At 46.6% G+C, this 22,225-nt stretch carries 18 protein-coding genes and 2 pseudogenes; 4 read left to right on the forward strand and 16 right to left on the reverse strand.

From position 1 onward, the window contains the following. Positions 1–45: 45 nt before the first annotated feature. Positions 46–1,908 (reverse strand): sensor histidine kinase, encoded by a 1,863-nt coding sequence (locus tag H6F77_RS02075; RefSeq protein WP_190484880.1) that lies wholly within the window; start codon positions 1,906–1,908, stop codon positions 46–48. A 320-nt stretch (positions 1,909–2,228) separates the two neighbouring features. Here H6F77_RS02075 and H6F77_RS02080 point away from each other — a divergent pair, with 320 nt between their 5' ends. Continuing rightward, a complete protein-coding gene (locus H6F77_RS02080) occupies positions 2,229–2,984 on the forward strand; it encodes an SIMPL domain-containing protein (RefSeq protein WP_190484882.1) in 756 nt (251 codons plus the stop codon). Between the two features lie 201 nt (positions 2,985–3,185). Here the strand turns inward: H6F77_RS02080 and H6F77_RS28805 are convergent. The 9 genes and pseudogenes from H6F77_RS28805 to H6F77_RS02125 form a co-directional block, all read right to left on the reverse strand. Beyond that, positions 3,186–3,375: pseudogene (locus H6F77_RS28805) on the reverse strand (YkvA family protein); the annotation flags it as partial. Between the two features lie 129 nt (positions 3,376–3,504). Then, on the reverse strand, positions 3,505–4,767 hold the full coding sequence (gene metK / locus H6F77_RS02090) for a methionine adenosyltransferase (protein ID WP_190484886.1): 1,263 nt from the start codon (positions 4,765–4,767) through the stop codon (positions 3,505–3,507). 576 nt (positions 4,768–5,343) lie between these two features. Then, complete coding sequence (locus tag H6F77_RS02095; protein ID WP_190484914.1) at positions 5,344–6,081, reverse strand: HAD family hydrolase; 738 nt, start codon at positions 6,079–6,081, stop codon at positions 5,344–5,346. 140 nt (positions 6,082–6,221) lie between these two features. Beyond that, complete coding sequence (locus H6F77_RS02100; RefSeq protein WP_190484887.1) at positions 6,222–7,247, reverse strand: 30S ribosomal protein S1; 1,026 nt, start codon at positions 7,245–7,247, stop codon at positions 6,222–6,224. Between the two features lie 195 nt (positions 7,248–7,442). Continuing rightward, a complete protein-coding gene (locus tag H6F77_RS02105; protein WP_190484889.1) occupies positions 7,443–8,318 on the reverse strand; it encodes a S1 RNA-binding domain-containing protein in 876 nt (291 codons plus the stop codon). A gap of 74 nt (positions 8,319–8,392) precedes the next feature. Continuing rightward, positions 8,393–8,935: a transcriptional regulator NrdR gene (gene nrdR, locus H6F77_RS02110; RefSeq protein ID WP_190484916.1), complete on the reverse strand. Its 543-nt coding sequence runs from the start codon at positions 8,933–8,935 to the stop codon at positions 8,393–8,395. Between the two features lie 305 nt (positions 8,936–9,240). Then, positions 9,241–9,339: a photosystem II reaction center protein T gene (locus H6F77_RS02115; RefSeq protein ID WP_190484891.1), complete on the reverse strand. Its 99-nt coding sequence runs from the start codon at positions 9,337–9,339 to the stop codon at positions 9,241–9,243. Between the two features lie 142 nt (positions 9,340–9,481). Continuing rightward, positions 9,482–11,011: a photosystem II chlorophyll-binding protein CP47 gene (gene psbB, locus H6F77_RS02120; RefSeq protein WP_190484893.1), complete on the reverse strand. Its 1,530-nt coding sequence runs from the start codon at positions 11,009–11,011 to the stop codon at positions 9,482–9,484. A 580-nt stretch (positions 11,012–11,591) separates the two neighbouring features. Then, positions 11,592–11,900: a hypothetical protein gene (locus H6F77_RS02125; protein ID WP_190484894.1), complete on the reverse strand. Its 309-nt coding sequence runs from the start codon at positions 11,898–11,900 to the stop codon at positions 11,592–11,594. Positions 11,901–12,846: 946 nt separating this feature from the next. Between H6F77_RS02125 and H6F77_RS02130 the strand changes: the two genes are divergently transcribed. Next, positions 12,847–13,497: a hypothetical protein gene (locus H6F77_RS02130; RefSeq protein WP_190484896.1), complete on the forward strand. Its 651-nt coding sequence runs from the start codon at positions 12,847–12,849 to the stop codon at positions 13,495–13,497. A 461-nt stretch (positions 13,498–13,958) separates the two neighbouring features. On the opposite strand, the gene H6F77_RS02135 is transcribed toward H6F77_RS02130, so the two are convergent. After that, the gene (locus H6F77_RS02135) at positions 13,959–14,372 is read right to left on the reverse strand and encodes a hypothetical protein (protein ID WP_190484898.1); all 414 of its coding nucleotides are present in this window, start codon (positions 14,370–14,372) and stop codon (positions 13,959–13,961) included. Between the two features lie 793 nt (positions 14,373–15,165). Here H6F77_RS02135 and mnmG point away from each other — a divergent pair. Next, the gene (mnmG, locus tag H6F77_RS02140; RefSeq protein ID WP_190484900.1) at positions 15,166–17,097 is read left to right on the forward strand and encodes a tRNA uridine-5-carboxymethylaminomethyl(34) synthesis enzyme MnmG; all 1,932 of its coding nucleotides are present in this window, start codon (positions 15,166–15,168) and stop codon (positions 17,095–17,097) included. A gap of 469 nt (positions 17,098–17,566) precedes the next feature. After that, positions 17,567–19,057, forward strand: coding sequence for a hypothetical protein (locus H6F77_RS02145; protein WP_190484903.1), 1,491 nt, complete (start codon positions 17,567–17,569; stop codon positions 19,055–19,057). Between the two features lie 97 nt (positions 19,058–19,154). Here H6F77_RS02145 and H6F77_RS02150 read toward each other — a convergent pair whose 3' ends face one another. The 5 genes and pseudogenes from H6F77_RS02150 to H6F77_RS02170 form a co-directional block, all read right to left on the reverse strand. After that, positions 19,155–20,006 carry an MBL fold metallo-hydrolase gene (locus tag H6F77_RS02150; protein ID WP_190484904.1) on the reverse strand — a complete coding sequence of 284 codons (852 nt, stop codon included), beginning with the start codon at positions 20,004–20,006 and terminating at the stop codon, positions 19,155–19,157. A 91-nt stretch (positions 20,007–20,097) separates the two neighbouring features. After that, the gene (gene aroC, locus H6F77_RS02155) at positions 20,098–21,189 is read right to left on the reverse strand and encodes a chorismate synthase (RefSeq protein WP_190484906.1); all 1,092 of its coding nucleotides are present in this window, start codon (positions 21,187–21,189) and stop codon (positions 20,098–20,100) included. 51 nt (positions 21,190–21,240) lie between these two features. After that, a complete protein-coding gene (locus H6F77_RS02160) occupies positions 21,241–21,396 on the reverse strand; it encodes a hypothetical protein (protein WP_190484908.1) in 156 nt (51 codons plus the stop codon). A gap of 105 nt (positions 21,397–21,501) precedes the next feature. Then, positions 21,502–21,678, reverse strand: a complete 177-nt coding sequence (locus H6F77_RS02165; RefSeq protein ID WP_190484910.1) for a hypothetical protein — start codon at positions 21,676–21,678, stop codon at positions 21,502–21,504. A gap of 196 nt (positions 21,679–21,874) precedes the next feature. Continuing rightward, a pseudogene (locus H6F77_RS02170) lies at positions 21,875–22,225 on the reverse strand (photosystem II q(b) protein); the annotation flags it as partial.

Below are 22,225 nucleotides of genomic sequence, written 5' to 3' on the forward strand. Positions count from 1 at the left end.
ATTTGAGCGCATCCAGCCGCTCAGTAAGGTGCAGCGACTGGTTCTTTATGAGGTAACGGGTAGGCGGGCTGTGAAAATAGACCCATGTCCGAGCTTACTTTCTACAACAATATCACCGCCCATCATTTGGCAGAAATGGCGGCTGATCGCCAACCCCAATCCCGTCCCACCGTACTTTTTGGTGGTTGAGGCATCCCCTTGCATGAACGCTTGAAACAACCGCTGCTGTTGGTCATCAGACATACCAATCCCTGTATCTTGCACGCGGAAGCAAACCCACTCAAACGATTTTTGGTTTGAGGATTCCGCACCTAGTTCGTGATGCTGTGCGAATCGCCGCTTCGCTAAAGCAATTTTGTGTATTAAATTTTTAGAGTGTTCGTCAATCCCCACAACATCCGATCCGCGATCGCCAGCCTCCATTCCAAAATCTAACGGGAATACAACATCGCTTTGCTCGCGAGTAACTTTCAGCGTCACCCGCCCTTGTTTGGTAAACTTAGCGGCATTGCTCAACAAGTTAAAAAGCACCTGTCGCACCTTAGTTTGATCGGCGTGCATGATATCGAGTCGGTCGTCAAAATTAACCTCTAAAATATTTCGGTTCTTCTCCACCAACGGCTTTACCGTAGCGACAACGCTATTAATTAGCGTCTTAATATCAAACGTTTCGGGGTAGAGAGTCATCTTACCCGCTTCAATCTTCGATAAGTCGAGGATGTCGTTAATCAGCGCCAGCAGATGCTTGCCAGCAGCATTGATTGACTGGAGATCTGTAATAAAATCCTCATCGTCTATGTTTAGCTCCTGGGCGTCTTCTTCGAGGAGTTGGCTAAAGTTAATGATTGCATTCAACGGTGTACGCAGCTCGTGGCTGATATTAGCCAGAAACTGGCTCTTTGCCAAGTTTGCGGCTTCAGCTAATTCTTTAGCGTGTTGCAGTTCTTGGGTACGCTGGGCTACCCGCTCGATGAGATGATTGAGGGACCTAGCTAACGACCCAATTTCATCCGAGGTTGTGATGGGGACGCGCAGATCGAAGTTTGACTGCCTAGCTACTTGCTTGGCAACCTGAGTTACATTTACCACAGGCTCAGCGATCGCCCTAGTGGTACGCAGCGCCACACTACCAGCAATCGCTACCGACATACACATACTTAGGATAATAATTAACTTCTCAAGTCCTTGTGCATCCTCCATCACTTCTCCCCCTTGCTGCTCCTGCTTTTGAGCAATGTCAAGGATGGTGGCCAATTTTGCCCGCAGCTGCTCTAGTTTAATCGCTTCCTCCCCACGCACCAGGATCAGTAGTTGTCGTCGTACTGACTCAACTAACTCTGGCTGGACTTGCGCTGCGTCGAGTTGCTGCAAGGTTGACTCGATTTGCTTTGCGTATAATTCTAAGCTAGCCGCGTAAGCCTGCAATAAACCCTTTATACTGCCTGGGTCTGCGGCTAACCAAGCGGGATTGCTATCTATGAAGCGTTCAATTTCAAGGCCCAGTTTCTTACTCCGGGCAATACTCTCACGAAACTGGGCTTTTTCTGTCCGCAGCCATTGCCGATCGTCTACTACAGAAGCTAGGTGAGAGCCGTATAACTGCGCGCCTACTACCGCATCCTTAAAATTCCCCAACAGTTGTGCTTGTATGTGGGCATCATTTAGTTGCTCTACTCCCCTACCCTGGTAGTAGTCTGCAATTACCAGCCCAGTAAGCGATCCTAAAAAGCCAATCCCAATTGCCAAGAAATACCCGTAGCCTATTTTTTGGTGAATGCGCCACGAACTGACTTTGAGCCTTTTATAGGTGAGAGCTTTTAGATCTCGGCTGGTAGACGAAGGTTGAGTCGGTAAAACTTTTTTGCTCTTTGTGTTGCCGTCAGCAGAGGTTGATTCTTGAGGTTGCATCGTGTCGAAACTCCTTGCCCTCCTGCGAAATAGCGATCGCATCAGCCTAGCTACTGAGATCGCATCAAGTGCCGATCAACACTCAACCCCACTTTTCTCAGATCTGTGATTTTCCGCACAAGTTCTAAGTTGTATGGTGTTTATGCCTAATCCTAGCACCGATTGATTTAACCCTGGAAAACTAAATCAAGCTCGCTAAATCCGAGTGTCTTAAATAAGATAGCGCTTAACTCGTTAAGTTTCCAAAAACGTAACACTAGCCAATGGCTACCTCTGGCGATGCCACATTGGGAATAGGCTATTAAATGTGCTTTCCCCATATGACTCGGAATCTTTTGTCTAGTTCTAGCTTAAATACCTGGAATCGCTTGAAAATATTGTCTTTAGTCGTTGGTTTATTCGGTCTCACGGCTTGCCAATCAGTTCCGATTAATCAAGAAAAATTAGTGCGAACTCTCACGGTTCCCGGTAAAGGAAAAGTCAATATCCCCACAACCATGACGCAAGTGAATCTGGGCGTTCAGGTGCAGGGTAAAACTTCTGCTGAGGTGCAACAACAGGTAGCGCAGAAGTCGTCTGCGGTTGTGGAACTACTGAAATCGCGCAAGGAAGTAGAAAAACTCGAAACCGCTGGGATTAACCTCAACCCCGACTATAGTTATAAAGATGGCAGGCAGACTTTAGTGGGATATTCTGGCAGCAACATCGTCAAATTTAGGGTTCCTACCGAGAAAACCGGGACATTGCTGGATGAAGCGATTAAAGCGGGAGCAACTAGGATTGACGGACTTAGCTTTGTCGCCTCAGATGAAGCGATCGCGATCGCTCAAAAACAAGCTCTCAAAAACGCTGTTGAAGATGCCACCAAACAAGCCGATGCGGTTTTGGGTGCCTTAAATCTCCGCAATCGCGAGATTGTCAACATTCAACTTAATGCAGTCAATCCTCCACAGCCGATACCTATGCCAGCTATTGCTGCTGAAAACTTTGCTAGTAAGCAGAGTATGCGCGATACACCTGTTGTAGGTGGCGAACGGGAGATTGAAGCTTTCGTTACTTTGCAAATTAAATACTAGAGCACTAAGGTGGGCAACGCCCACCTATTAGCTTCTAATCTAAGTTAATCCAAAATCCAAGTCAGCCTTCGATGAGTTTTTTGATAAAAAACGCGATCGCCAATCCAAAAACAAGCCAGGTGCAAGCAATCAGACTAGCAGCTACCCAATTAGTAGGTTTACTTTGACCCTGCGCGATCGCTGTTTCCGCTTTTTCCTGACACTCTACCATCACGTTTTGAGGAATGATCCGCAAAACTAACATTATTCCCAATGGCACTAATATCAAGTCATCCAGATAACCCAGAACGGGAATAAAATCTGGAATTAAATCAATCGGACTGAGGGCATAACCAACAACTATAGCCGCCAAAACTTTCGCATATAGGGGCACTCTCGGATCTTTATATGCAAAGTAAAGGGCGTATATTTCTTTTTTGAGTTGCCTAGCCCGTTCTTTCCATGCCTGCATCGCTTTTTTGGAGATTACGCGATCGCCTACCTATAAGTAGGGCGGGCAGTGCCCGCCCTACTTACTGTCTTATCCCTTTGCAACTGAAAGCGTCTGCGAAAGCGCTTCCTTCAACAAAACTGCCTTGTCAGTCTGCTCCCAAGGCAAGTCTAGATCTGTACGTCCCAAATGGCCGTAAGCTGCTACATCTTGGTAGAAACGCCCTCCTCGTTCTCCTGGTAGACGCTGTAAATTAAAAGCCTCTATTATCCCAGCCGGACGCAGCTCAAAATGCTGTTTCACCAACTCTAGCAACCGCTCATCATCTACTTTGCCAGTGCCGAATGTTTCCACCAAGATGCTAACAGGGCGAGCGACCCCAATTGCATAACTTAGCTGGACTTCGCACTTTTCAGCTAGACCTGCTGCCACAATATTTTTAGCCACGTAGCGACAAGCATAAGCTGCACTGCGGTCTACTTTTGTGGGGTCTTTACCAGAGAACGCGCCGCCCCCGTGACGGGAATATCCACCGTAAGTATCCACAATAATTTTGCGACCAGTCAGACCGGAATCCCCTTGGGGACCACCGATAACAAATTTACCAGTTGGGTTGACAAGAAAGCGGGTTTCTGCATCAGGCTTGATAGCACAGTCTGCAAAAACTGGTTGTACGACTGCGGCCCACAGGTCTTCTTGAATTTTCGCTTGGACGGCAGCTTGATCTGTGATGTCGCCAATTGTGGCAGTGTGCTGAGTGGAAACTAGGATAGTATCTATGCCAACGGGTTTGCCGTCTTCATAAATAACCGTAACTTGAGTTTTGCCATCAGGACGCAGGTAAGGCAACTCCCCTGTTTTTCGCACGGCTGCCAATCTACGGGCAATTTTGTGAGCGAGACTAATAGGCAAGGGCATGAGTTCTGGGGTTTCGTTGCAAGCAAAACCGAACATCAAGCCTTGATCGCCCGCACCGATTGAGTCGAAGCTCTCTTCGCTCGTCTGTTCCCTAATTTCCTGTGCGCTGTTGACTCCTTGGGCAATATCAGGAGATTGTGCGTCTAGAGCAACTAAGATCGAACAGCTATTCGCAGAAAAGCCATTTTCTGAATCGGTGTAGCCAATTTCAGCAATCTTCTTCCTAGCCAAATCAACGTAATTGACCTGGGCTTTTGTGGTAATTTCACCAGTGATCAGCACCAAGCCAGTGTTGACGACAACTTCGGCGGCGACTCGGCTGCGGGGGTCTTGGCTGAGTAGCGTATCTAAAATAGTGTCGGAAATCTGATCGCAGATTTTATCTGGATGTCCTTCGGTAACGGACTCTGAGGTAAACAGGTAGCGACGAGACAAAGGGCAATTCCTCCTGGAAGTGATGGCTAGGCTAACCAACTATTCGGGATTGATTGAGCTAATGTAACCTGCAATCATAGCATTGCTACCCTTGAGATTACCGCCCTAATGCGAATTACTCTGCATATAAAACTCAGCATCGGCATTTGAGGGGGCGCGGTAGCGAAGTGGTAAGCGATCGCTACCAGTTTTTATCTCGCTTAGCTTTGATATGCACAGGGATAGGGGATTTTTCTACTAGGACAAGGACAGCAGGCTGCTCATTTAGTTGTAAACCCGAATAAGCAACTTGACCTATTCTTATCTGTTCGTGTTCCTAACTAAGATATTTGGTGTTGCTAGTAAGGCTATATTTACTGCCAAAAAAGTTAACTTTGTTAGCACTGGAATTAATATTGCCCCAGCGTTAATAAGAGTACCAACATCAAGAGCGATCGCGCCCCGCTTGCCCGATTTAGATCTAGCATTTAGACTAGCAGCCAAGGTATCAATTATACTGCTATTAACAGTAATATTGCCTACTTTACTTTCTCACCAACTTGATAGCAACAAGCGAGGAAAAATAAAAAATAAACCTTATTTATCGATTTGGATTTCATCGAGTTGAGCGATCGCTACATCTGCCGACTTTAAATGCGCTGCTTGCGGTTTCCCCCAACAAATACCAATACACCCAGCTGCACCCGCATTACGCGCCATCTGAATATCACCCGCCGAATCCCCCACCATTAGCGTCGCATTCGGTTCTACTCCCAATCTCTGACAAGCTTGCAAAAATAATGCCGGATCTGGCTTACTAATACCTTCATCTACTCCCATCTGCAACTGGATGTAATCGCTTAATTCATGGTGTTTGACAAAAGCTTGCACTCGCGAAGTATTAGATGCTGAGAGAATGCCTAATTTCAACCCGGCGTCTGAGAGGAATTTCAGCACTTCCAGACTGCCAACAAATAGGGGAGAAGGGGTAAATTTTTGCATAACGAGATCGGCTTCTTCAAAAGCGCGACGCGCGATCGCCAGCGATTCCAACCATCCTCTACCAGTTTCGGCAATATAAGCAGCGGCGGCAATCTCACACTCCCGACGACTGCCAACAGCCAATAACCCAGTGGGGTCGAGTTTACCTTCATTAATCCCAAAAGCCATTAACAGTGGGTCGCCTATTCCCGGAATTTGGGCATCGATTATGCGCGATCGCTTTTGTCCTATGTTTCTTATGTAATCCTCAGAATCTTCCAGCGTACCGTCTTTATCAAAAATCACTGCTTGGATATTTGGGAACGTAAATTCCCGACAACGAATAGTTACCAACTTTTTCAGCTCCACATTAAACAAAAGTAACTGAGAGACGCGAGGAATTGCAGCTTCCGACTCCCATCCCATGCAGCAATAAAAAAAAGAGGGTGGTTCCCTCTTCCTATCATTGTTTACAAAACACCGACAATATAAATCTATTCGTCTTCAGTAGCGGAGGGCAGCTCTAGATCTTCAGGTATTTCGATATCTTCTTCTGCAACCTCTATTGCCTCTGGGGCATCATCGACGGGAAGGGTTATGCTAGCAGGAGGAATGCCTTGCTGTTGTGCCCGCATTTTCTCGCGGTACTTAGCAGCCATTTCTTCTGCCTTATCGTAGACGCGATCGCGGTTCTTGATCATGTCTCCGGGTTCTGGCTCTAGCTGCTTAGTTGACAGCGAAATCCTACCTCTCTCAGCGTCTAAGTCAATGATCATCACTTTCACTTCATCATTGACATTGAAAACGCTGTGGGGTGTATCGATGTGGTCGTGGGAAATTTCCGAGATGTGCAGCAGACCGCTGACACCGCCAATATCGATGAAAGCACCGTATGGCTTGATACCGCGAACGGCACCAATCACCACCTCGCCTACTTCCAGACGGTTCATCTTACGCTCAACCAGCGCCCGACGATGGCTGAGAACCAGACGGTTTCTGTCTTCGTCTACCTCTAGGAATTTTAGTGGTAGTTCTTCGCCTACTAAATCTTCCTTGGGTTTGCGGGTACTGATGTGAGAACCCGGTATAAATCCGCGCAATCCTTCAATGCGTACCAGTGCGCCGCCGCGATTGGTAGCGAACACTTGCGATCGCACCGTTGCGTCTTCGGCTTGCAGCTGGCGCACCCGCTCCCAAGCTCTCATATATTCGATGCGACGGATGGAAAGCGTCAGCTGTCCATCTTCATTCTCATCGGTCAGAATAAAAAATTCCCGTGTCTCGTTCGACTGTAATACTTCATCAGGGCTGTCAACTCTGTTGATTGACATCTCCTGAATAGGAATATAAGCGGCAGTTTTAGCACCAATGTCAATCAGAGCACCCCTTGGCTCGATGCTGAACACGGTTCCGGCTACTATATCGCCGGGGCTAAAGTGGTAGTCATACTTGTCGAGTAGGGCCGCAAAATCGTCGAGACTAAAGCCTATTTCTGTAGCGGTTGTTTTCTGATTGACCATGCGAATTGATTCCTAGTGGTTATCTCCGTAGTGAATGTGCCTCCTGTCGATGTACACGCCTGCTTTGAGCAGCTTACACCTACATTCCTCTGTTCATCCCTATTTTAGGAGATTGAAAAGCGATGAGTCAGAGTCCAGACTTGCTATTATAGCCTATCTAAATTCCTTGTTAGCCCCGCGTTATCAGGCAAACACTCAATTAGACACCACTTCAGTACCTTGATTCTGATGGTTGTTCAGCTGCTCTAGGTACTTAGCAGCCATTTCCTCAGCTTTTTGATAAACAATCTGAGGATTTCTCAGCATATCACCCGGTTCTGGTTCCAGTGCCTTTGTTGAGAGGAAGATGCGACGCCGCTCCACATCTATCCAAACGATCGCCGCCTTCACTTCATCATTTACCTTGAAAATGCTGTGAGGCGTATCAAAGTGGGCGTGTGATATTTGATCCACCTGTAGCAGGGCGAGGATGCCTCCAATATCAATAAATGCACCGTAGGGTTTGATACCCGCTACTGTACCGCACACAACTTGACCCACTTTTAGCTGGTAGAGCGGATCGCGATCGCCCAACGCCTGACTATGGCTGAGTACCAGACGATTACGGTCTTCATACACCATAACGAACTTTAGAGGGAGTTCAACTCCAAGTAACTCTTCTTTGGCTTCACTGATGCTGATGCGGTAATAGGGAACAAAGCCGCTCAACCCTTCAACCCTTACTATTAATCCACCTCGCTCGATTCGCCAAACCTTAGCGTACAGGGTGATATCTTCTGCTTGCAGCTGACGTACTCGTTCCCAAGCTAGCTTTTGCTCAAGGCGTCGGATGGAAAGGCAAAGTATGGGATTCCCTTCTCGATCGTACTCAACCACAATCAAGAATTCGCGGGTTTCATTTAACTGCAATACGTCCTCTGGACTGTCAATTTCGGCGATTGACATCTCCCGCAGCGGAATATAAGCAGCAGTTTCGACACCAATATCAATTAGAGCGCCCGTCGGCTCCAGTCTAAACACCGTCCCAACTACAATATCGCCGGGATTAAAGCTATATGTTTTAGAGTTCAAAAATGTTCGGCTTAACTACCGCATCTCTAACTCAGACCATAGCATTTTTGTCAAGAATATTATTACCAAACAAATTAAGATTGAGTCATCAAAGATGCGGATGCTTCCTCTTCTATCGCCTGGGATGAAGATGATTTATCAACGCATTCTGCATCAATTTCACTCGTGTGGCTTTTCAGGCGATCTAATGTTTCCACAAAATCGCGGATGCCTTGGAATTGTCTATAAACTGAGGCAAAGCGGACGTATGCGACTTCGCTAAGACCTTGCAGATGATGGAGTACCAATTCGCCAATTTCGTTGCTGGTGACTTCGCGAACACTTCGCTGCTGCAATTCTGCTTCAATTTCATCAACCAGTGCTTCTAGACGCACTTGGGGAATGCCTGTTTTTTCGCAGGCATGAATTATTCCGCGCAGTAATTTTGAGCTGTCAAAAGATTCCCGACGATCGTCGCGCTTGATGACGGTAACGGGAACAAATTCAATGCGTTCGTAGGTAGTGAATCGATGTTTGCACTGCAAACACTCGCGGCGACGCCGAATACTTTGCCCTGCTTCAGTTGAACGGGACTCAAGAACGCGGCTATCGGTATGCTGGCAATAGGGACATCGCACGCTCGAAGCCTCTGCTGCTGGGTGGACTCTTTCTCGGCAAATCCGATGATATGTAGAGACGCGATCGCGAAGCTTATCTAGGGTCGTTGCGTGTCTTTCGGACATACAACTCTCGCCCTTGTCTCTACAATGTTGTACATAAATGCGAAAATGCAGAGCCGATTTTATCTATCCGCCGACCGTTAGGAAGAGCGGAGAGAACCTTGCGGCTCTGGGCATTTAAAATTCTATTGATTTGTAGCGATCGCATCGAAGGGCGATCGCGTTGACAAGGAGCTTCTAACTTATAGCGAAGCTTGTCTTCGCTACTTCTTCTCGATGCGGGGGGGTTCGCGAAATGCGATCGCAAAGAATAGCGTTCCCACCGCTAGGGTCAAAATCAAGATGTAAGCAATGGCTTCCATATTTAAAATTCCTGATTGTTCGCTTAACTACCAGTTTACCTCTAAAGGCAAAATGTAAGAGGTAAAAGGCAAAAGAGAAGATTCCTTTTCTTTTGCCTTTTGACCTCGTTCCCTGTCTGAGACTAGGAATTCTTTTACCTTTCTAGACTGCTTCCTTACTACGAGTGCTCTTGTCACCCACTTTCTGGAACAGACCCCATTCGACCTGCTCTTCCATGTCTTCCTCAACACCAGCAAAGACATCGCGGAACAGAGTCCGAGAACCGTGCCAGATGTGACCGAAGAAGAACAGAAGGGCAAATACAGCGTGTCCGAAGGTGAACCAACCGCGCGTGCTGGTGCGGAACACCCCGTCAGACTTCAAAGTTTCGCGGTCAAATGCAAACACTTCACCCAGTTGAGCCTTGCGAGCAAACTGCTTGACTTTAGCTGGATCGTTAAATGTTTGACCGTTGAGCGCGCCACCCGCTAAGGTAGCCGTGACACCTGCTTGTTCAAAGCTGTACTTGGATTCTGCGCGACGGAACGGAATATCAGCGCGAACCACACCATCTTTATCAGTCAAGATGACTGGGAATGTTTCAAAGAAGTTGGGGAGACGGCGCACCGTTAATTCCCGACCTTCAGCATCCTTGAATATCGGATGGCCTAGCCAACCCTGAGCAATACCATCGCCCTTGTTCATAGGGCCTGTACGGAACAAACCGCCCTTAGCGGGGCTGTTACCAACATAGTCGTAGAAAGCTAGCTTTTCAGGAATTGCTTCCCAAGCTTGTTCAACGCTTTGTCCTTCAGCTACGCTAGTTTCGACGCGACGGCTAATTTCCTGCTGGAAGTAACCGCTATCCCACTGATAGCGCGTCGGGCCATACAGTTCTATGGGGGTGGCGGCGCTGCCGTACCACATCGTACCTGCAACAACGAAGGCAGCAAAAAATACTGCTGCAATACTGCTAGAAAGTACGGTTTCAATATTACCCATCCGCAGCGCTTTGTAGAGCCGCTCTGGTGGCCGAACCGTCAGGTGAAATAAACCAGCGATGATGCCAACAATACCAGCAGCAATATGGTGAGCCACAATACCGCCAGGATTGTACGGGTTAAACCCATCTGGCCCCCACTCTGGCGCGACGGCTTGGACGCTGCCAGTTAAACCGTAGGGGTCAGAAACCCACATTCCAGGGCCAAATAGGCCCGATAGGTGAAATGCACCGAATCCAAAACAGAGAAGACCAGACAAGAACAGGTGAATGCCAAACATCTTTGGCAGGTCTAGTGCAGGTTCTCCGGTGCGAGGATCTCTGAAGAGTTCTAGATCCCAGTAAACCCAGTGCCAGCAGGCAGCCAGGAATAACAAACCTGAAAGGATGATATGAGCGGCAGCAACACCTTCAAAAGACCAGACACCAGGATTGGTTGCTGGGCCTCCAGTAATGCTCCAACCACCCCACGATTGGGTAACGCCCAATCGTGCCATGAAGGGCATGACAAACATTCCCTGACGCCACATTGGGTTCAATACGGCATCGCTGGGATCAAAAATTGCTAGTTCGTAAAGGGCCATTGAACCAGCCCAGCCTGCCACTAGGGCAGTATGCATTAGGTGTACAGCAATTAATCTGCCTGGGTCATTCAGGACGACTGTATGTACTCGGTACCAGGGTAGTCCCATTGACTACGCTCCTCCTCGATTAGTGATGTCTACTTTGACGCCTATGCTCGGTCTTTTCTTTAATTGCTAGAGTCTACTGCTCTAACGTCTCAGTCAAGAAAAATGAGAGTGTTTAAAGAAGTTTGACATTTCCTCACTCCTCTGACAAGGATGGGAGTCCTAGCGTCACCGCCAGGGTTCCGTGCTTGTAAAGATCTTACTGACCCTGAATAAGTCGCCTCATCGGGGGTATTTAAGTCTTTTCTTTACAAGCGTCGCCATTCTCCCTTGTCCGGGGTACTCAATAGTTTCTGACTTTTTAGGTTGTCAGGAGTTATCGAAACCTAGCCAACTTAAACAACTGGTCTGTATCAGCGTCCCCCTATGCAGGCACAAGACAAGACTTTTCAACTATTTAGGTCGGTAGGCAGATACTACTTCTGAGTATTGTTCTAAATTATATTGCGGATCGTCAAGTAAGATTGCAGTATTCTCATAGTTTCCACTAATCTTTGACGATTGCTTGTTGTCAGCTCTTAAGGTCCCTAGTGGAGGGATGAGGAGTCAAGAGCGATCGCTGCTGCACCAATGCCTCCATGTGCTACCCCAAGTTAGCACCTGCTGTACTTAATCGCTCGATGGCATCTTCAGCACTGATAAGCCGTTTTAGCACGACTTGACCAATGGTATTAGCTGCAAGATCGGTTAGTGCATCACCTGTAGGCTTTACTTCGACCATTAAAACGGCTTCTTCGACCTTATACAGCCATAATTTTTCACCTTGCTCGAAGATGCAAAGGTTCATCTGCAAAATGTCGGGTTTGCGTCGCCAAGCATTCTCGTTCCACAAGCCGCCGAACTCCCACACTCTGCCAACACTCCATCCATCAGATAAGAAGAAATACTTCACAGACAACTCTTGCCACTAGACTTAGAACTTGCTGTTTCCAGAATTAGCACGGGAATGCCCCTTCTTTAAATCGATCAAGATAAAATCGGCTGCGTTTACCAATAACTACCTAAATTTCTCACCTATATTGACAAGGCTGGCCCTACTCTTGCCCATAAGCGTATATGGGAAATATTACCATCCCACAAGCAGAAAATTTTTAGCCCCTCCCTGGGCGATCGCGTGGTACGAGATTGGCTATATTATCCCTCAAGGGACGCCTGGGGTATGAGCGGCGCTTCAGATATGCACCAACTCTAAAAGTGGGGCATATCTGAAGCGTTGCGACCATAAGTAGTAATTAATGACTGCTGACGCTATTGAGTGCATAGCAAGGATAGCTATTTCGAGCAAAAAGCGCGTCGAAACAAACAAATTTATTTTATACAATCTACTAGCTACATTTTTACCTTATTTTATTAAATCTTGGATATAAAAATATTTTTTTATTATCTTATTGCCTAAAAATTAAAATTATTGCCTTGCAAGTGATTGTTATTATTCGCTAACCTTATTTAAAATTTTAGTATGGCATAGTTTTTTTAAATGCCTAGTCCAGAAACTGCAAAGATTATTTTGCTAAAACTGACCTTCGGGCTAGGCTGCAATAGGGTAAATTCTTATGCTACCCAAACTATATTACCCCATTCATCAAAATTGAAAAGGCGTTTTTTTTGCAATTATTTTGACCATAAGGCGAAGTTACATCTTTTTGAGGTGGGATAAAGCGCCATTATGTGATGCTGGTTACTCAAGCCTCGTATTAGGCTGCTTGGTTAAATTTAGGTAAAGACTATTGCTATTTTATAGACATAAAATTACTATTTGCACAGAGGGGTCAACAATAATAAATTCCTAGCAAGTGGTGTAATAGAAAACCTTTTAATAAAAACTTATGGAGGTAAGCATGGCAAGAAAGATTACCAAAATAATTGCAGTAGGAGCTACATTCCTGGCGACGCTGGCGGTAAGTCTATCTCCGGCTAAGGCGATTGTGGTAAATGTTGGCTTTAGTTCCTACGCGGGCAATGGTAGTTTTAAATTAGACTCCGATCTGATGACTACAAATAATCAGAATTTGGGGGAATATTCACTTAGTTCAATTTCGACGTTTACGTGGAATGGCGCGGAGTATCAAACGCCCTACTCTTTTTTATCAAATTATTCTGATGAGACAACGCAGTGGGTAATGAACTTCCCTACGACGCTTGGAAGGTGGACTTTTAATTTTGATGGTGTTGTGACACCTGATACCGTAGCGATCGCTACTTTAACAGAGAGCTTTCTTGGTGGCTCGGTAACTTATATGCAAGAAAGCTTCGATCCGGAGTATGGTGAGGCAATAGTAAGCGAAATAAGTACAGACATATACTCATTGGCGGTGACAGGTGAATCCACCAACACTGAAGAGGATCTAGAGCCAACAGAGGAGCAAACCAACAACCCAGTTTCTGTACCTGAGCCAACAGCTACTAGCAGTCTATTTACTATTTGTGCTTTGGGTGCAGTTTCCTCTCTGAAGCGCAAGATGAAAAGAAAAGGAAGTTTAACTGCTTAGATTTTCCTTTGTATTTTCAGGACTAGGGTGCAGCCATATTTGGCATTAAGATAAAAAGATTGAACCAGATATGGAAGCGCAGCGATCGCACCTTAGTATTTTTTTCATTATTTCACCCCTTTAAGCTTCATCTTCTTTCTACAAGTGGGGGCGATATTCGGTTAGTATATACTGTGCGATCGCCTGACATTCAGGAAACTCGATTTTAAGTACAGCCGATTCTTAGTTAGAGATATACTTTCCTTTTTGAGTTAGTTATTATTGGAGCAAATCTGCGTCTGGCTCAGCCATTATTCCACGATTACACCAGTATATTTATCTTTAAAAAAATAGCGATCGCTCCTTTAAAAAGATATTGTCAGGAAGCGATTTTGACTATATTCATATCCTTACCCAAATGGAGAGATAGCGCCCTAGTCATTTTTATATAACTATTTTAATTTTAGTTTTTATAATGTTGCTTACTTGAGCTTACTGCACTCACCTTGACCATTGCGACTCGTATAAACATAATTATTATAGGCATTTTTAAAACAAACTCGGACACCTTCTCGATAAATAGCTTGTCTATTTCTCCATAAAACAAATTGAGTAGTAGCCGCTACAGTCCTGCGAGGGTATACAATTTTACTTTCCATTGGAGCCAAAACACTTTCAATGCTAAGAGTGAATTCGTTGCCAATACCTGTTGGCGCACCAAAATCATTCACAGTTTGCTCTAATAAAACAATATCATTTACATATATAGGTTTATTAAAGATGTTGGTAACTTGAATGTTACCGCCACTATCTTCAACCTGTAAAAAATCAGCTTTAGCGATCGCGGGGACAGAAATAGCCGCGACAGTAGTTAATAAAAATAAAATGTGTTTCATAATTTCGTGCTTAACTCTCTGATGTAGATAACTTCTTACCCGAACAAAACTGTAACCTATAATCCATTTCTCGCTCTGGTAGCTCTAAGGCTACAAAAATGGTAGAGAAGTTAAGCTCGTAATAAGTATTTGATATTTAAATTTAAGCACGGTGGTTTATTTAAGCAATACCGTATAAGTACTGTACTTCAGTAACAGGTTTTCATAAAACTCATTATAATTACGCTTACCTATCCTAAAATCAATCGGGGAGAAAATTAGATACTGTCCCCGATTGACGGGATACCAGCCCAAATAGCCAATAGTTCCTACTTTTGAGGTCTGGGGTTTCCTTGAAGAGAAAATATTTTTTATCAACTTGTTTGACTTACTTGGGGTATAAATGTATAACTCTTCTGGGGAGATTTATTGAGTCGTAAGGCGTAACGTTCACTGATTAAGAATGCTATCTATAGTAAAGCCTGTGCTGTGCAATTTATTGTAAACCTCTATAACTTCCTCAAGCGTGACAAACTCACGCTCATTTTCAGCAACAACACGACGCATAATTGCAGAAATAAAGCATTTAAATACTTTGCAAAATGCTCTATTTCTGCATAGAAAATAATAACTGATACTCGCTTACCATCTTGTTCAATTCCAACCCGCTACCCAGACTCGCCAACACGGGTAATCCCTCCTAAAAATAACTCTTGAGCCTGGGCTAAATCTACTTTTGTCATACGAAGCCCCTCTAGTTAATCAATTCTAAGGGCTAAAATTGAACATACGTCCCAGCTGTTTCGGTTGAACCATGACCCCGCATTCACCAATAGAATTCCAAGACGCTTTTGATGTTGTCGTTGTCGGTGCAGGACACGCCGGATGCGAAGCCGCACTCGCTACAGCGCGGCTTGGCTGTCGCACTCTGCTACTAACACTTAATCTTGATAAAATTGCTTGGCAACCCTGCAATCCAGCAGTGGGAGGGCCAGCTAAATCCCAATTAACGCATGAAATAGATGCGCTGGGAGGAGAAATTGGCAAAATGAGCGATCGCACCTACTTACAAAAGCGGGTGTTAAACTCTTCACGAGGGCCAGCAGTTTGGGCTTTACGCGCACAAACAGATAAGCGGGAATATGCGGCGCTGATGAAGCAGATTGTCGAAAATCAGGAAAACTTGACAATCCGCGAAAGCATGGTTACAGATTTGGTCTTGGGCGCTAATGATGAAGTTATCGGTGTTGAAACTTACTTCGGCGTCGCCTTCGAGTGCAAAGCAGTAGTCCTGACCACTGGTACTTTCTTGGGCGGTAAAATTTGGGTAGGCAATAAGTCCATGTCAGCGGGACGTGCTGGGGAATTTGCTGCTGTAGGTTTGACGGAAACTCTCAACAAGCTAGGCTTTGAAACTGGACGCCTAAAGACTGGAACCCCTGCACGAGTCGATAAGCGGTCGGTTGACTACACTCACTTAGAACCCCAACCGGGTGATGCTGAGGTGCGGTGGTTCAGCTTTGACCCTAGTGTTTGGGTGGAACGCGAGCAAATGCCATGCTATCTCACCCGGACGACGGCTGAAACTCATCGCCTGATTCGGGAAAATCTGCACCTGTCGCCAGTATACGGCGGTTGGGTCGATGCTAAGGGGCCGCGCTATTGTCCCAGCATTGAGGACAAAATTGTGCGCTTTGCCGATAAGGAATCGCACCAGATTTTTATTGAACCGGAAGGTCGCGATATCCCAGAATTGTATATCCAGGGGTTTTCAACTGGGTTGCCAGAAAATTTGCAATTGCAGATGTTGCGTAGTCTCCCCGGTCTAGAAAACTGTACAATGCTCCGACCTGCTTACGCGGTGGAGTATGATTATTTACCCGCAACTCAGTGTTATCCGACGCTGATGACTAAAAAGGTTAACGGGTTGTTCTGCGCTGGTCAAGTTAACGGCACTACTGGGTATGAAGAAGCGGCAGCTCAAGGTATAGTGGCTGGAATTAATGCGGCGAGGTATTCTCAAAATCTCGATATGATTATCTTCCCCCGCGAAGAAAGTTACATCGGTACGCTGGTAGACGACTTGTGTACTAAAGATTTGCGCGAACCTTACCGGATGCTTACGAGCCGTTCTGAGTATCGGTTAATACTGCGATCGGATAACGCAGATCGGAGATTGACGCCTCTGGGTCGGGAAATAGGCTTAATTGATGACCGCCGCTGGGATTTGTACCAACAGAAGCAAGCTAATATTGCTGCGGAGAAAGAGCGGTTGTACTCAACGCGGGTGAAGGAGAATGAGGAAGTAGGGAAGGCGATCGCATCCGACACAGGGCAAGCTATTAAAGGCTCTATTACTTTAGCTGACCTGTTGCGTCGTCCAGGATTCCACTATGTTGACCTAGACCGCTATGGATTAGCCACTACTGATCTAAACCAGGCTGAGAGGGAAGGCGCAGAGATTGAACTCAAGTATTCTGGTTATCTGCAACGCCAGCAACACCAAATAGATCAGATTGCGCGTCACGAACACCGAAAACTGCCGTCCGATTTGGATTATGCCAAAATTGAGACTCTTTCCAAGGAATCGCGGGAAAAACTGGCTAAGGTTAAACCGCTAACAATTGGACAAGCGGCGCGGACTGGGGGTGTTAATCCAGCAGATATTAATGCTTTGCTGGTTTATTTGGAAGTGCGATCGCGTAGCGTCTCCCCAGGAGAATCGCTTACGGTTCAATCTGTCTAAAGAGCATACTTGCATAAATCGCGCGGTTGTCGTTGAGTAGAGGGCGATCGCGCAACATTTATCATCTGCATACCACAAAATACTTTTTTGTAGCGCCGTTCCCGTGCTGCGGGGAGGCTGACGCAGGGTTAATTTATGCCCGCATCCAGAACAGCCATAGTTTTAACATTTCAGCTTATGGTTGCAACCGATAAATTTGCAGAAACTGCTTGGTGGTAAAAGTTTCTGGGGCAAAATCTAAAATCCAAAATTTAAAATAGTCTAGGCGATCGCGATCGCCCGCGTTCGAGGGTAAAATTGCCCTGTGTAGAATCTAGCTACAAAATAGGCTCGCAGTTATACACTTAGTCAGAAGCATCTACATCGGCACGGCTGTATTTTGTGCCAATATTGGGAAATTTATTACGATTAGAGCGCAATCAAAAGCTTTAAAGATTATTGTTGTTTTGTAGCCACTCTCCAGCAACCTATGTCTCAGGATGTAAACACTAACCACAGGAATTCAGATTCCCAACCAGATCAAGTTCCCCTTCAGCCTTGGTCGGCTGAAAGCTATGCCAACAACTTGATGGATGATTTGTTTTCAGACCTCGATAGGATGCTGGAGGGCAGCAGCAAGTTACCTACCGAAACTGCAAAACCTGAAACTGCAAAGTCTGAGCCTATCTCCTTGCAGCCTATCAAAGTTCAGCAAATCTCTATGCCTCCGGCAGTGATGTCGCGAGACGAACAGCTAACTGTACCGGGGGATGCAGGGTCATCCTCACCAGTTCCGACGACATTACAAGATAGCACTCTTGCTAACCCTGCCGCCCCTAACCCCCAAAATCGCCGTTCTGGTAAGCCTTTTAATAAACTGCTATTGTTCGCCGCCTTGGGGTCTGTAATACTGGCTTTAATTTTGTGGTTGGCTAGCCAAGGCAAGTTTAACGGGCTATTATCTTCGCTGAAGCCGGAGGCAAAGCCTACGCCCACTAATGCTCCGTTAAACAATGCTGATGCTCAGTTTATTAACTATATGCTGCGATCGCTCGAAGTTATAGATCGCAAAGCGGCTGTTAACAAAAAGCAAGCGACTACACCTCAACAATCGCAAACAGCTTCCTCGCCGTCGTTGCCTGCTACTCCGAGCAACAACGTTGTTCAAGGCTCTAACCGAGGAGGGCCAACGGTTCTAGAAAGAGTATACATCCCCGTCTATCAACCGCCCCAGACGCGATATATTTCTCCTAATTTTTCTGTTCCTCCGACCCCAAAGGCAGCAAAACCATATACTGTCCCACAAGTAGCAAAACCATACACTGTACCAACCGCAGTAAAACCTCAAAGATCGCCGCAAGCAGCGATCGCCCCACGCGCCTTACAAGCAGCGATCGCCCCACGCGCCTTACAAGCAGCGATCGCCCCGCGATCCTTACAAGCAGCGATCGCCCCGCGATCCTTACAAGCAGCGATCGCCCCGCGATCCTTACAAGCCATCCCCCTACCTCCACCAAAACCAGCAACACTCCCACAAGGTTCACCAGTAGCAACCGTCCCCCTACGCCCTCCAGCCCCACCAAGTCCTCGACGCTCCTTAGTTGCCTCAGCATCAATTACTCCTAAACCCCTACAGCCCAAACCTGGCAAGGCTATCCCAGCCCCGGTAGCTGTAGCACCTAGACCAACTGCCGTTCCCAAAGCGGTTGCAACACCTGTAACGCGCCCCTCCCCCTCACAAACGATTGAACAGGCAGCGGCTTCTAATCCAGCCGTAGAAACCAAACACACCCTTGTGGGGTTGCTGGAATTAGGCGATAACTCTGCCGCCTTGTTTGACATCGGCGGCGTGACTCAACGCATCCAGGTAGGTCAAGGCATTGGCTCTAGCGGCTGGGCTTTAGTGAACGTCGCTAACCAGGAAGCGATGATCCGACGCAATGGTGAAGTGCGCTCGATTTACGTTGGGCAGAAATTCTGAAAAATGAAAAAGGCAAAAGAAATTGTTTCTTTTGCCTTTTTCATTTTTCGGGCAAAAGAAACAATTTGTATGTTCTTTTTCTTTTGCCTTTTTACTTTTAGACTACCGAGACAATCATCCCCTCATGGGCAAGGAACGCACCAGGGCAAGCTTCTTGGACTTGAATAGCCACGTTGTCTAGAAAGTCATCGCTGTGGTTAGGCTCGTGGTGGAAGACAGCAAGGCGCTTAACCCCAGCAGCTTGCGCCACTTTCACGCCTTCCTGCCACGTCGAGTGACCCCAGCCGTACTTGGGCGATTTAGGATTGCTATACTCTTCATCCGTGTACATCGCATCATAGATGAGTACCTCGGCTTCACGAGCTAAGTGCAGCACATTTTCATCAAGGCGATCCGGGAGATGTTCTGTATCAGTACAGTAGAAAACGGAATGTCCCTGCCACGTCACGCGATAGCCCATCGCTCCATTGGGATGGTTGAGCGGGCGCGTCTCAATCGTGATATCATCCAGCTTGAAAGTCTCGCCGCATATCAACTCATAAAAATTCAGGTCAGCATGCATCCCCTCAAGCGGTACGGGAGAATTGGAGTGCAGCACCCGTTCGCAAAAATGCTGTTTCATGGATGAAGCATCGGCGGGAAGCGCCCCGTGAATGTGGAAGCAATTACCCTCCCTAAAGGCTGGGGTAAAAAATGGCACTCCTTGAATGTGATCCCAGTGGTAGTGGGTAAAAAACATATGTGCTTCCACAGGCCCCTGTTTTAGCAAACTTTTGCCTAATACTCGCAAGCCTGTGCCGCCATCAAAAATCAGGCGTTTTCCACCCACGTGCATCTCAATACAGGATGTATTGCCGCCGTAGCGTACAGTATCTTTACCGGGGGTAGGAATACTGCCTCGGACGCCCCAGAATTGGATAAAAAAATCAGAGGAAGGAATGGTTTCCATAATTAGTAACTAGGACTAGCGACTGGGACTAGAAAGAGGTAGTAGGAACTAGGAACTAAGGCAATATTGACAATCCAGAATCTTTTCTAGCCTAAGTGCCTAAATATGTGCCACACTGCCCCTGATGGCGCAACAAATGGTCGCACAAAACTAAGGCGACCATTGCTTCTACCATAGGAACTGCTCTAGGCAAAACGCAAGGGTCGTGACGACCCTTAGCTGCCAGTATAGTTTCTTCTCCCTCTTGGGTTACAGTGCGTTGTTCTTTGCGAATGGTAGCAGTAGGTTTAAAAGCCACTCGCATAATAATGTTTTCGCCGTTGGAGATGCCACCCTGAATACCGCCGGAACGGTTGGTTTGGGTGCGAATTTCACCGCGCTCGTCGGTATAAAATTCATCGTTGTGTTCGCTACCAGTAAGCAAGGTACCCGCAAAACCCGAACCAATTTCAAATCCTTTAGTTGCTGGTAAAGACATGACGCCCTTAGCCAGATCTGCTTCCAGCTTATCAAATACTGGAGAACCGAGTCCTTTAGGTACTTGACGGGCAACGCATTCAACGACGCCGCCGATGGAGTCACCGATGTTCCGCACCTGCTCAATTAGTTCTATCATCTGCTCGGCACAGTCTGCGTCAGGACAGCGGACAATGTTGCTTTCTACTTGTTCGAGGGTGACGGTGTTGGGATCTACGATGCCTTCTAAGTCTTTGACGCGCTTGACGTAGGCGACGATATCAACACCTGAAAATTGCTTGAGGATTTTTTTAGCGATCGCTCCTGCTGCGACTCGTCCTATTGTCTCGCGTGCTGACGAGCGCCCCCCACCCTGCCAGTTACGGATGCCATATTTGGCGTCGTAGGTAGCATCGGCGTGAGAAGGACGATATTTCTGCGCCTCATAATCTTGGGAACGTGTGTCCTCGTTCCGCACCAGAATGGCGATAGGCGTTCCCAAGGTTTTGCCCTCAAAGACACCGGAGAGTATTTCACAGGTGTCTGCTTCTTTGCGGGGTGTGGTGATTTTACTTTGTCCCGGACGCCTGCGGTCTAGTTCCTTCTGTATTTCTTCGGCAGAAATTTCTAGTCGCGGCGGACAACCATCGATGACGACGCCGACGCCGCCGCCGTGAGATTCGCCAAATGTGGTGATGCGAAACAGATGACCGAAGGTGTTGCCCATAATATTGCAGAAAGCTTAGAGATTTTGATTTTAACTTTTAAGCGCCATCGATCAGTATGGATGTGAGGCGATCGCGCAATAACCCCGGTTGCGGTTATTTGAACGAACCGCAGAGTGGCAGAGGGTGCAGAGGCAGAGGAAATAGGTGCGATCGCCCTTTTCCAGACTAGCCCTTGAACGCTCTGAGTGGAGTATCCTGAAAAGCAAGTTTTTTCTCAATTTCTCAAAATTTTTTATAGGAATTTAGGACTGAATCGAGGAAGATGCGATCGCATCTTCCTCCCGCCAAACAGAAAATCTGGCCTAAAAAACTTAAACAACAACTGGCAACAATTCGCGATTATGACGCACCAGTTGCTGCCAGTGGATATTCACACAAGCGATCGCCCAATTCAAACGCGCCCAACGGCAAAAGAAAGTCATCCAAAAAGCGTAGATCAATTTAGTTTTCTTGCCAACAGCAGCGAAAATTGGGTAACTTGGTGGCATTATACACACTTGCAAAAAAACTGATTAAATAGTGCGATCGCGCTTCTCTATTCCTCTATCCAAAAATGCTTGCTTAATTAAGCTTTTATCACCCAAATTTTAAAATAACAAGCGGAAATAGTTGTATAAAAGTTCAAAATTTAAGCAATAAAAAAGCGCCCCCGAGGGAGCGCTTTTTTTAGCTAGTAACTAGCAATTAGCCATTGATAACTGGAGCTTGAAGAGCAACTGGAGCAGCAACACCCGACGCCAAGTCGAGAGGGAAGTTGTGAGCGTTGCGCTCGTGCATTACTTCCATACCCAAGTTAGCGCGATTGATTACGTCAGCCCAAGTGTTGATAACGCGACCGGTGCTGTCGATGACAGACTGGTTGAAGTTGAAGCCGTTGAGGTTAAACGCCATCGTGCTGATGCCCAATGAAGTAAACCAGATACCGATTACTGGCCATGCACCCAAGAAGAAGTGCAAGGAACGGCTGTTGTTGAACGAAGCGTATTGGAATATCAAGCGACCGAAGTAGCCGTGTGCTGCAACGATGTTGTAGGT

Origin of the sequence: Microcoleus sp. FACHB-831, from assembly GCF_014695585.1 — a bacterium.
Classification (GTDB): Bacteria; Cyanobacteriota; Cyanobacteriia; order Cyanobacteriales; family FACHB-T130; genus FACHB-831.